Genomic DNA, 10,601 nt, shown 5'->3' with positions numbered 1-10,601 from the left:
ATCTTCCGCCGGAGGGGTATTTGGCGGAGGTGCGTGACATCTGCCGTGAGCACGACATTCTGTTTGTGGTCGACGAGGTGGTGACCGGTTTCGGTCGTATCGGCGGCGAGTGGTTCGCGTCTACTCGTTTCGATTTGCAGCCTGACATGATGACCACGGCAAAGGGTTTGACGTCCGGTTACGTTCCGATGGGTGCGGTGTTCATCGCGCCGCGGGTGGCGGAGCCGTTTTATGCGGGTTCGTGGTGGCGTCATGGTTACACGTACGGCGGGCATGCCGGTGCTGCTGCGGCGGCGATGGCGAACCTCGACATTCTCGAGCGTGAGAATTTGCTCGGGGAGTCGAAGCGTCTGGAGGCGTCGTTGCATACGCATCTGCAGCCGTTGGCGGAGCATCCGCGGGTGGCGGAGGTTCGTAGTGGGCTCGGTGCGGTCGCTGCGGTGCAGTTGGTTGATCCGGCGGAGGCGTTGCCGTTTGTGAAGACGTTGCGTGAGCACGGTATTTCGGGTCGCGCTGCGGGTCAGGGTGCGATGCAGATTTCGCCGACGTTCGTGATGACTGATGATCAGGTCGCGGAGATGGCAGCAGGGATCCTCGCAGCCCTCGGATGAGTTCAGTTGCGGCGCCGGAAGAGCTTCTCGATTCGGCGCCGCACTGCGTTGGGTGCAGGTTCGAGTTCCAGAACTTCTTGCTCCGACTGCTTGGCGTAGGCCTGGGTGTACCGCTCGTGCAGTACCGAGCGAATCTCGTCCGGAGAGTAGGCCCGACGCTGGCGTTCGCCGCGCGCAACGAGGACCCCGGTGGCGGCAATGCCCATGGCACCAGCGAGGCCGACCAGTTTCCAAACGTGCGAGGCGCGCAGAGGAGTAGGGAGTTTCATCCCTCTACGCTAGAGGCATGGACCGACGATTGCTTTCGCAGGTGAGTCTCGACGAGGCCGCCGCGGCGACCCGCACGGGCGACATCTGGATCTTCCGCGGAGAGTCGACGGCCGACCGGGCCATCCAGACGCTGACCAACAGTCCGGTCAATCACGTGGGAATGTCGGTGGTGATCGACGACCTTCCGCCGCTGATGTGGCATGCGGAACTCGGTCACTCGCTGCAGGACATGTGGACCGGACGCTTTCAGCGTGGTGTCCAACTGCACGATCTGAGGTCGGCGGTTCAGGTGTGGGGCGCCAAGTATGGGCAGCGCGGATGGTTGCGCCAACTCGACCACGAGATCACCCGTGAGCAGGAAGACGCTCTGCTCAAGACGATCGCGCGACTGGACGGCACACCGTTCCCGTCGACGGCCAAGCTCGCCTCACGCTGGTTCGGGGGCCGAATCCCGAAGCTGCGCAAGAAGTCCGACGTATCGGCAGTAGCCGCCGAGAGCGCCTACTGCGCCGAAGTGGTTGCCAAGACGTATGAAGCGATGGGTCTGCTTGTCGGTAATCGTCGGATCAACTGGTTCGACCCGGGCAAATTCTGGAGTGGAGATCAGTTGCCCCTCGCACCGGGAGTTGCGCTCGGTGACGAGATCTCGGTGACTCTCAGCGCAAGTGACCTCGAGGCCGGACGCAATCCCGCCGGGTACTCACAAGGTTCGTGACGGCTCGGCGACGACGCGGCCGCCGACTTCGAGCCACCCTTCGGGGGAGAAGGTGGTGTGAAGCACCGATCCGCGTCCCTGGGTGATGAGCAGTGATTTCCTCAACCGGTCCGTGATGCGTAGCGCTGCCGATCCGGTGGCCTCGTCCTCGGCGATTCCCATCACCGGTGCGAACATGCGTGCGCGGATGGCAGCTTCGAGCTTGTCCTGCCATGCCCACAGATACGAATGATCCGCCTCGTAGTCGGACGGATCGGCGTCGATGACGTCGTCGACCGTGTCCATCGGATAGATCGCGAATTCCGGTGCCCACTCGGCACGCGCGCGTACCCATGTGAGAGCGCCGGATTGGCGGACGTCGACACTGCCGGCGGGAACGTCGAGGGCGGTCACGCGGCGGCCCTGCTCGCCCAGCCACCACGTGGCACCGACGGTCGGGTGCCCGGCGAAGGGGAGTTCTGCTGCCGGAGTGAAGATCTGAGCCCGGGCCCGCGAGGCGCCGTCATCCGGTACGTCGATGAAGATGGTCTCGCTGTAGTCGAGTTCCTTCGCGACGGCTTGTCGATCCGATTCTGCAACCGTGGACGCGTCGACGATTCCCAGCGGATTGCCGTGCTTGCCGTTCTCGTCCGTGAAGACCCGGACCACACTCACCTCGATACCCATCGGTCCACCCTAGCGCGCGAAAAGCCCTCCCCACCTTCACGGTGGGGAGGGCTCGTCGAACTGCAGTCGGGTCCGAGTGATCAGACCTGTGCCGCAGAGAGGATCTCGTTGGCTTCGACAGCCTGTGCGACGCCCGCGACGATGGAACCGGCGCGGATCGCTTCGAAGATGACCTCGCGGTCGACACCTTCCTGGCGGAGGGTGTTCTCGTGAGCTTCGAGGCAGTGGTTGCAGCCGTTGATCGCGGACACTGCAAGCGACCACAATTCGAAGTCGGCCTTGTCGACGCCCGGGTTGCCGATGATGTTCATCCGCAGGCCGGCACGAAGGTCGTCGTACTTACCGTCGAGGTAGCCCTTGGTGCGGTAGAAGACGTTGTTCATGCCCATGATCGATGCTGCGCCGAGAGCGGCGTTGTACGCCTCTGCCGACAGGTTGTCGGCAGCCTCGGATGCAATCTCCTTGAGCGTGGACGCAGACTTGGTGGCTGCGGCCGTTGCGAGGAGCGTTCCCCACAACTGCTGCTCGTTCAGGACCGTCGTGCGCGCAATGGAACTCAGGTTGAGCTTGAGGTCCTTCGCGTACTCGGGAAGCGAGTTCTTGAGGTTCTCGACGCTCATACTCAGACGCTCGCAGTCAGGAGCTCGCCGGCGTTGATGGTCGGGTCGCCCTTCTTCCAGTTGCATGCGCACAGCTCGTCGCTCTGGAGAGCGTCGAGGACGCGGAGAACCTCGTCGACGTTACGGCCGACGGAACCGGCTGTGACGGAGACGAACTGGATCTCGTTGTTGGGGTCGACGATGAACGTCGCGCGGTCTGCAACGCCGTCGGCGTTGAGGACGCCGGTGGCCTCGGCAAGCTCGCGCTTGAGGTCCGAGAGCATCGGGAAGGGGAGGGTCTTGAGCTCTTCGTGCTGTGCACGCCACTGGAAGTGCACGAACTCGTTGTCGACGGAAGCGCCGAGAACCTGAGCGTCACGGTCTGCGAACTCGTCGTTGAGCTTGCCGAATGCAGCAATCTCGGTGGGGCACACGAAAGTGAAGTCCTTGGGCCAGAAGAAGACGATGCGCCACTTGCCTGCGTAGTCGTCGCTGGTGACGGTGGTGAAGTAGTCATCGGGCTGCTGGGCATCGACCTTGGACAGGTCGCCGCCGATGACAGCCGTGAGGTTGTAAGCGGGGAACTGGTCGCCGATTGTGAGCAGAGCCATGTGTCTCATTCTCCTACGTGTCTCGTGAACAGGAATTTCTTGCGCACACGATCCGGCTGTTCGGATTGTGACGGCCGAACGTGCTGGATCGAGAGGGTTTGTCACCGTCAGCGGGTCGGACGGTTTCGACTGGAGTGTCGAGGTTGTGACCGGCGCTTTTTGGTATGAGTCCATTCTGCATCAAACCGTTCAAAAGGTAAAGGTGATGGGTGGCACTACACTGATAGGCATGTCTGATCAGACTTATCAACCTTCCTTGTCACAGCTGCGTGCCTTCGTGTCGGTGGCCGAGTATCGGCACTTCGGTACTGCCGCAGCACGTTCCGGTGTGAGCCAACCCACACTGTCCCAGGCGCTGGCGGCGCTCGAGGCGGGCCTGGGGGTCAAGCTGATCGAACGGAGTACGCGGCGCGTGCTCGTGACTGCGGACGGGCAGCGCTTGCTCGGTCAGGCCAAGCAGATTCTCGAGGCTGCCGACGGTTTCGTCGCGAGTGCCGCCGGCTCCGGCGACTCTCTGACCGGACCGCTCCGCATCGGGTTGATCCCGACCGTTGCGCCCTACATTCTTCCGGGGTTGTTGCCGGAGCTGCGCGACAAGCTGCCGTCGTTGGCGCCGCAGATCGTCGAGGATCAGACGGCGCGCCTACTCGATGCACTGCGATCGGGAGCGCTCGACGTAGCTGTGTTGGCGCTTCCTGCCGGAACGCCCGGCCTGGTGGAAGTTCCTGTGTACGAAGAGGATTTTGTGATGGTCGTGCCGGACGATCACTCCTTGGCCGGACGTGTCGATCTCACGGTGGACGTGCTCGACGCGCTGCCGTTGCTCTTGCTCGACGACGGCCACTGCCTGCGCGACCAGACGTTGGATCTGTGCCGTTCCGTAGACGCTCATCCGCTTGCCGGCGACACGCGGGCGACGTCGCTCGCGACGGTCGTGCAGTGTGTGGCCGGGGGACTCGGGGTGACTTTGGTCCCGGAATCTGCTGTTGCAGTGGAGGTTCGACGCGGAGATTTGTCGACGGCGCGCTTCGCATCGCCGGCTCCAGGTCGCACGATCGGCGTCGTGTTCCGCTCTTCGAGTGGCCGAGCAGAAGGATTCCGTCAGCTGGCCGAGTTGGTCCGTTCGGTCAGCCCGACAGTTCCTCGATGACGTAACTCGTTCGACGTCGACGTGAAAGCTAGTCGGATGAGCCTTCTTTCACGGCAATGACGGCTCCGGGATTGAGAATTCCCAGCGGGTCGAGCGCATCCTTGACCTTGCGATTGAGGGCCATGACGTCGTCACCCAATTGTGACGGCAGCCAGTCGCGCTTGAGTCGACCGACCCCGTGTTCGCCGGTGATCGTGCCGCCGAGCGCGATGGCGAGATCCATCACCCGTCCGAATGCGATCTGTGCGCGTTCGGTCATGTCCGGATCTGCGGGGTCGAAAACGATGAGCGGGTGTGTATTTCCGTCTCCGGCATGCGCCACCGTGCAGATCAGGACTTCGAGGTCGTCGGCGATGGCTTCGACCCCGGTCACGAGCTGGGGGAGTGCGCGCATGGGAACGCCCACGTCTTCGAGAAGCAGACTTCCCATCGCGAGCACTGCCGGGAACACTGCCCGCCGTGCTGCCGCAAAAGCGTCACCCTCGGCCTGATCGTCGGTGGCGAATACCTCGGTGGCTCCGTTGTTTTCGCACGCCTGAACAATCGTCTCGATTTCCAGCACGCCTGCCGCGCCGGGTGCGTCGGACTGCGCGAGCAGCAGTGCGTGAGCCTTGCGGTTCAGACCCATGCGTACCGAATCCTCGACGGCATTGATGCTGGCATGATCCATGAACTCGAGCATCGCCGGACGCATGTTGCCGGTGATCGCCAAGACCGCGTCGGCAGCCTCTTGTACCGAGTCGAACGACGCGACGACGGTTGATGCGGGCGGCTGCGCGGGAATCAAACGCAGGGTGATTTCCGTGATGATGCCGAGAGTTCCCTCACTACCCACGAACAGTTTCGTGAGTGAGAGTCCGGCGACGTCCTTGAGAAGGGGGCCACCTAGGCTGACCGCTGTCCCGTCTGCCAGCACGACCCGAAGTCCGAGAACGTAGTCGGTGGTTACTCCGTACTTGACGCAGCAGAGTCCGCCGGCGTTGGTGGCTGCATTGCCGCCGATGGAACAGATCTCGAAGGACGAGGGGTCCGGCGGGTACCAGAGTCCGTGCTCTGCGGCTGCTTTCTTGACCTCCGCATTCATCAAGCCGGGCTGAGTAACGGCCACACGGGCAACCGGGTCGATCGTGATCTGTCGCATTCGCTCGGTGCTGACCACGATGCAACCGTCGACGGCGCTGGATCCACCGGAAAGGCCCGAGCCGGCACCTCTGGGAACCACCGGTACGCGGTTGGCGGTTGCCCATCGCATGACTGCTTGGATGTCTTCCGTGCACGTTGCGCGAACCACGGCAGCGGGGTGGCCGGCGGTCGGATCGGCAGCCCAGTCCTGGCGGTAGCCCGCGGTCAGGTCAGGATCCAGCAGGACGGCTCCCTCGGGGAGTGCCGCTACCAATTCGTCGAGGGCTGAAGAACTCGCGGGAGTCATACTCTCATCATGCTCGACGGAGTTCGACGATGCGCCAATTCGCGAGACCACAGCCCGACTCTGTCGCGCCTGATCAGTTCAGCGTTGTCCGGCAGTAGTCTTCCGAGTTGCCGGCCTCGATGCAGTTGGTCCAATCGATCTGACCTTGCACCCAAGGGGATGGGATTCGGACGCTCGTAGTCGCACTGGTGTCGGGGCGAGTAGCGCCCGACGGATAGCGGCAGATGGCGCCGTCGCAGATTGGCGTATTCGCCTCTGCCTCTGAGCGTAGGACTTGGTCGTGCTGGGCTTGGCAGTAGTCCGAGTATCCGGTGACGGTGCCGTCCGACCAATATGTCTCTACCGGGCCGAGGCCCGTTTGGCACGAAACGATGTAACGCGCCGGTGTGGGTTCCAGCACCGTCGTTATCGGCGATTCTGCGGTAGGTACTGCAAGGGGCGTTGTTGTTTCGGTGGTCGTTGTAGGAGACGTCGTGGGCAGCGGTGTGGTTGTCGATGACACCGGAGGTGCCGGCTGCGGATCACTGGAGGTCGAGCATGCAGTCACTGCTGCGAGTGCGATGCAGATACCTACGAGGGCTGATCGAATAGTCATATGCAGAGAATGTACAGTTTCCGACTGGTCGGAACGTAGAGATTGGCCGTCATATTGGTTTACGTAAGGGAACTGCTGAATCCCTAGCGGCCCTTCTGCTTTCCGGAGAACCGGCCACCCGAACTCTTGGTCCCACCGGACTTCCCGCTACCCGATTTTCCGCCCGCCTTGGCCTTACCGGAACCTGCGTTGCGTCCGGAAATGTTCTTTGCGGTTCCGGCGCCCTTCGCTTTCTGCCCGTTCTTGGCAGCTTCTGCACGACGTTCACGGGCCGCGATCTTGGCTTTCACGGAACCCTTGATCTTCTCGGCCGGCTCACCGTTTCGGCCGCGGGAACTCTGCGCCGTTCGGCCCCGCACGATGCCGATCAGTTCCTCGACCAGATCTGTGGTCTTGGACTCCATCCATGCCAAAGCCACGGGAGCCTCGGGCGCACCGTCCACCGGACGGAAGGTCAGATCCTTGCGATGGTGGAACCGCGCCAGCGAATGGGGAACCACGACAACGCCGACGCCGGCGGCCACCAACTCGATGGCGTCGGCGATGGTCGCGGGTCGCTCGGCGGCGGTCTTTCCGGGACGGGTCGGCCAGTCGAGTCTGTCGTCGAGCGGATCGAGCACTATCTCGTCGGCCAGATCGCCGACGGAAATCTGATCGACAGTAGTGAACACGTGATCTTTCGGCACCACCACCACCGGGGTTTCCGCATACAGCGAGATGGCGCTGATGCCGGTCCGGTCGATCGGCAGGCGAACCAAACCTGCATCTGCTTCACCTGCGCGAAGTGCAGCTTCGAGTTCGAGAACCGGGAACTGAACAAGTTCCAGACGCACCTCGGGAAGCCGCTCGTGCCACACCCGGACCCACTTGGTGGGCGTCACCCCCGGGGCGTACGCGAGTCGAAAAATTGCCTGACTATCCGCGTCTGTCACCAGGCAAGGCTACCGCCTTGGTAAAAGCACCCGTATCGGCTGGTTACTCTTGTTGCATGACGTCGAACAAAACTCCCCAGACGATGAAGCCGACGACGGCTGCCAAGAAGCTGGGTGTGTACCTGGAAGCAACACCTGCGCAGTTCCAGGAAGGCGACGTGACTCGTGACGAACTGACCGCGCTGCAGACCGATCCGCCGGAGTGGCTGCTGGAGCTGCGACGCACCGGACCGCACCCTCGCCCGGTCATCGCTGCCAAGTTGGGCATCTCGATCGCCGGTCTCGCTCGCGGCGGCGTCGAAGAGGCACTCACCACGGATCAGATCGCCGCACTCCTCGAAGAGAAGCCCGACTGGCTCGAGAAGGAACGCGCTGTTCAGGCCGACGTGCGGGCCGAGAACGTTCGCATCAAGGAAAAGCGCGCTGCTCGTCGTAATCAGCCGCGGAAGGCTCGAAGGGGCTGAAAGCCCCCTGTGCGCCTCACTGGTAGCGACCACTATCAGAAAGGCGCACAGGCGCTAGCCTTCTACGACGCTCAGCTCGTCGAATACGATTTCACCCGCGGCATCCGATTCCGGGATGTCGACGACGGCAAGCAGTGCCCATCCGTGATCGCCCTCCGGGTCCTCGAGCACCTGCCGCACCCGCCAGAACTCACCCTCTTCGGTGACTTGGAAGAGCGCCGGCCCGCGCGCCGACGGTCCGGTTCCGATGGTTGCGTACTCCTCGAAGTACGGGAGTAGTTGCTCTTCCCACTCAGCGGCGTCGATACCGTCCTCGAGGTTTTCCAGCTCGTTCCACTGCCGACGCGATGCGAGATCGATGCGTCGGAACATCGCATTGCGCACCATGACGCGGAATGCGCGCGGGTTCGCCGAGATGGGCCGGGGAATGTCGGCGCCGAACGCCACCTCTTCGGTGTCTGCTTCGGCTCCGGGATCGGTAAGTGACTCCCACTCGTCGAGAAGGCTCGAGTCGACCTGACGGATCAGCTCGCCCAACCACTCGATGATGTCTTCGAGTTCCTCGGTGCGTGCCTCCGTCGGGACGGTTTGCCGCAGGGCGCGGTAGGCGTCGGCGAGGTAGCGCAGGACGAGGCCCTCAGATCGGGTGAGTCCGTAGTGGCTGATCAATTCGGCAAACGTCATGGCGCGTTCGATCATGTCGCGCACCACGGACTTGGGGGAGAGGGCGAACTCCGTGATCCACGGGTGGCCGCCGCGATACATTTCGAAAGCCGGGAACAGCAAGTCCGACAACGGTTTCGGCCAGGTGACCTCTTCGAGAAGCTCCATGCGCTCCTCGTACTCGATGCCGTCGGCCTTCATCTGTGCCACCGCTTCGCCGCGAGCGAAGTGCTGCTGCGCCATGAGCACCTGACGCGGATCGTCGAGCGTCGACTCGATGATCGAGACGACATCGAGTGCGTAACTGTCGGATTCGACGTCGAGGAGTTCGAATGCTGCCAAGGCGAACGGCGACAGCGGCTGGTTGAGCGCGAAGTCGCGTTGCAGGTCCATCGTCAACCGAGCCATCCGGCCGTACTCGTCAGGTTCGTCGAGGCGCTCCACGATGCCGGCGCTGAGCAATCCGCGATACAGCGAGATCGCTTTGAGGATGTGCTTACGCTGCGCCGGCCGCGATTCGTGGTTGTCTTCCAACAGGTGCCGCATCGCGTCGAAGCAATTGCCCGGTCGGGCAATGACATTGAGCAGCATCGAGTTGCTGACCGAGAATCGTGACACCAACGGTTCGGGTGATGCCGCGACCAAGCGGTCGAACGTCGCTTCGCTCCAGGACACAAACCCCTCGGGAGCCTTCTTGCGTTGAATCTTCTTGATCTTCTTCGGATCGTCGCCCGCCTTGGCGACGGCCCGCAGATTCTCGACCTCGTGTTCCGGTGCCTGGACGACAACGGTGCCCATCGTGTCGTAGCCCGCACGACCCGCGCGGCCGGCGATCTGATGGAACTCGCGGGCTTTCAGATGCCGTGTGCGGACGCCGTCGTACTTGGCGAGACCGGTGAGCAGTACCGTGCGGATCGGGACGTTGATGCCGACGCCCAGAGTGTCTGTACCGCAGATGACCTTGAGAAGGCCGTCCTGCGCGAGAACTTCGATGAGCCGTCGGTACTTGGGCAGCATGCCAGCATGGTGAACGCCGATGCCGTGCCGGACCAGGCGAGAGAGTGTCTTTCCGAACCCGGTGGTGAAGCGGAAACCACCCAATGCTTCGGCGATCGCTTCCTTCTCTTCCTTGGAACAGAAGTTGACGCTCGTCAGTGCCTGGGCGCGTTCGAGAGCGGCGGCCTGCGTGAAATGCACGATGTACACGGGGGACTGGTTGGTGGTCACCAGATCTTCGATGGTTTCGCCGACCGGCGTGGTCGCGTACGAGAACATCAGGGGCACGGGGCGTTCCGTGCCGGAGACGACGGTGGTGGGCTTGCCCGTACGACGCGTCAGATCTTCGGAGAAGAAATCGACCTCACCGAGTGTTGCCGACATCAAGAGGAACTGGGCGTGCGGCAACTCGATGAGCGGAACCTGCCACGCCCAACCTCGATCTGGTTCGGAGTAGAAGTGGAACTCGTCCATCACGACCTGGCCGATATCGGAGTTCGGGCCCTCTCGCAGTGCGAGATTCGCGACGATCTCCGCCGTCGCACAAATGATCGGCGCCGACGAGTTCACGGCGGCATCACCGGTCATCATGCCGACGTTCTCGGCACCGAAGACCTCACAGAGCGCAAAGAACTTCTCGCTCACCAGCGCCTTGATCGGCGCGGTGTAATACGTACGCTTGCCGAGCGACATCGCGTAGAAATGCGCGCCGATCGCCACCATCGATTTGCCGGACCCGGTCGGCGTCGCAAGGATCACGTTTGCACCCGAGACCAACTCCATGACGGCCTCTTCCTGGGCCGGATAGAGCGTCAACCCTCGTTCGAGGGTCCACGAGGAGAAGGCGTCGAAAACGGAATCAGGATCCGCGTTGTCGGGGAGAAGTTCCGTCAGCAGCAC

11 protein-coding genes are annotated in these 10,601 nt (G+C 62.7%); 4 read left to right on the top strand and 7 right to left on the bottom strand.

Translation table 11 applies throughout. The features are described from left to right. A partial coding sequence (locus DBV08_RS29545) for an aminotransferase class III-fold pyridoxal phosphate-dependent enzyme (protein ID WP_148090797.1) occupies window positions 1–611 on the top strand: 611 nt, incomplete at its 5' end. A gap of 2 nt (window positions 612–613) precedes the next feature. Here DBV08_RS29545 and DBV08_RS29540 read toward each other — a convergent pair. Then, a complete protein-coding gene (locus tag DBV08_RS29540; protein ID WP_095970552.1) occupies window positions 614–880 on the bottom strand; it encodes a hypothetical protein in 267 nt (88 codons plus the stop codon). Between the two features lie 17 nt (window positions 881–897). Here DBV08_RS29540 and DBV08_RS29535 point away from each other — a divergent pair, with 17 nt between their 5' ends. Beyond that, window positions 898–1,596: a hypothetical protein gene (locus DBV08_RS29535; protein ID WP_095970551.1), complete on the top strand. Its 699-nt coding sequence runs from the start codon at window positions 898–900 to the stop codon at window positions 1,594–1,596. On the opposite strand, the gene DBV08_RS29530 is transcribed toward DBV08_RS29535, so the two are convergent. The 3 genes from DBV08_RS29530 to DBV08_RS29520 all read right to left on the bottom strand — a co-directional run bounded on the left by DBV08_RS29530 (window position 1,582) and on the right by DBV08_RS29520 (window position 3,472). Continuing rightward, window positions 1,582–2,262 (bottom strand): PhzF family phenazine biosynthesis protein, encoded by a 681-nt coding sequence (locus tag DBV08_RS29530; protein WP_095970550.1) that lies wholly within the window; start codon window positions 2,260–2,262, stop codon window positions 1,582–1,584. The two genes, DBV08_RS29535 and DBV08_RS29530, sit on opposite strands and share 15 nt — an antisense overlap. Before the next feature lie 80 nt (window positions 2,263–2,342). Further along, on the bottom strand, window positions 2,343–2,882 hold the full coding sequence (locus DBV08_RS29525) for a carboxymuconolactone decarboxylase family protein (RefSeq protein WP_003942122.1): 540 nt from the start codon (window positions 2,880–2,882) through the stop codon (window positions 2,343–2,345). Window positions 2,883–2,884: 2 nt separating this feature from the next. Further along, the gene (locus tag DBV08_RS29520) at window positions 2,885–3,472 is read right to left on the bottom strand and encodes a peroxiredoxin (RefSeq protein ID WP_095970549.1); all 588 of its coding nucleotides are present in this window, start codon (window positions 3,470–3,472) and stop codon (window positions 2,885–2,887) included. Window positions 3,473–3,701: 229 nt separating this feature from the next. On the opposite strand from DBV08_RS29520, the gene DBV08_RS29515 reads away from it, so the two are divergent. Further along, window positions 3,702–4,622: a hydrogen peroxide-inducible genes activator gene (locus DBV08_RS29515; RefSeq protein WP_095970736.1), complete on the top strand. Its 921-nt coding sequence runs from the start codon at window positions 3,702–3,704 to the stop codon at window positions 4,620–4,622. A gap of 28 nt (window positions 4,623–4,650) precedes the next feature. On the opposite strand, the gene DBV08_RS29510 is transcribed toward DBV08_RS29515, so the two are convergent. Next, complete coding sequence (locus tag DBV08_RS29510; RefSeq protein WP_124569742.1) at window positions 4,651–6,051, bottom strand: FAD-binding oxidoreductase; 1,401 nt, start codon at window positions 6,049–6,051, stop codon at window positions 4,651–4,653. 678 nt (window positions 6,052–6,729) lie between these two features. Then, window positions 6,730–7,578 (bottom strand): LysR substrate-binding domain-containing protein, encoded by an 849-nt coding sequence (locus tag DBV08_RS29505; RefSeq protein WP_124569741.1) that lies wholly within the window; start codon window positions 7,576–7,578, stop codon window positions 6,730–6,732. Window positions 7,579–7,634: 56 nt separating this feature from the next. Here DBV08_RS29505 and DBV08_RS29500 point away from each other — a divergent pair, with 56 nt between their 5' ends. After that, complete coding sequence (locus DBV08_RS29500) at window positions 7,635–8,042, top strand: DUF5997 family protein (protein ID WP_095970546.1); 408 nt, start codon at window positions 7,635–7,637, stop codon at window positions 8,040–8,042. Between the two features lie 54 nt (window positions 8,043–8,096). On the opposite strand, the gene DBV08_RS29495 is transcribed toward DBV08_RS29500, so the two are convergent. Continuing rightward, on the bottom strand, window positions 8,097–10,601 hold the full coding sequence (locus DBV08_RS29495; protein WP_124569740.1) for an RNA helicase: 2,505 nt from the start codon (window positions 10,599–10,601) through the stop codon (window positions 8,097–8,099).

The organism is Rhodococcus sp. KBW08 (assembly GCF_003852455.1).
Lineage (GTDB): Bacteria > Actinomycetota > Actinomycetes > Mycobacteriales > Mycobacteriaceae > Rhodococcus_F > Rhodococcus_F baikonurensis.
The sequence above is the reverse complement of the archived record's forward strand: the minus strand, read 5'-3'. Positions and strand labels throughout refer to the sequence as shown.

Excerpts from the sequence above, each read along its gene's own strand:
- DBV08_RS29525 (WP_003942122.1), bottom strand. The coding sequence starts at position 2,882 with ATGAGCGTCGAGAACCTCAAGAACTCGCTTCCCGAGTACGCGAAGGAC.
- DBV08_RS29520 (WP_095970549.1), bottom strand. The coding sequence starts at position 3,472 with ATGGCTCTGCTCACAATCGGCGACCAGTTCCCCGCTTACAACCTCACG.
- DBV08_RS29510 (WP_124569742.1), bottom strand. The coding sequence starts at position 6,051 with ATGACTCCCGCGAGTTCTTCAGCCCTCGACGAATTGGTAGCGGCACTC.
- DBV08_RS29530 (WP_095970550.1), bottom strand. The coding sequence starts at position 2,262 with ATGGGTATCGAGGTGAGTGTGGTCCGGGTCTTCACGGACGAGAACGGC.
- DBV08_RS29515 (WP_095970736.1), top strand. The coding sequence starts at position 3,702 with ATGTCTGATCAGACTTATCAACCTTCCTTGTCACAGCTGCGTGCCTTC.
- DBV08_RS29535 (WP_095970551.1), top strand. The coding sequence starts at position 898 with ATGGACCGACGATTGCTTTCGCAGGTGAGTCTCGACGAGGCCGCCGCG.
- DBV08_RS29500 (WP_095970546.1), top strand. The coding sequence starts at position 7,635 with ATGACGTCGAACAAAACTCCCCAGACGATGAAGCCGACGACGGCTGCC.
- DBV08_RS29540 (WP_095970552.1), bottom strand. The coding sequence starts at position 880 with ATGAAACTCCCTACTCCTCTGCGCGCCTCGCACGTTTGGAAACTGGTC.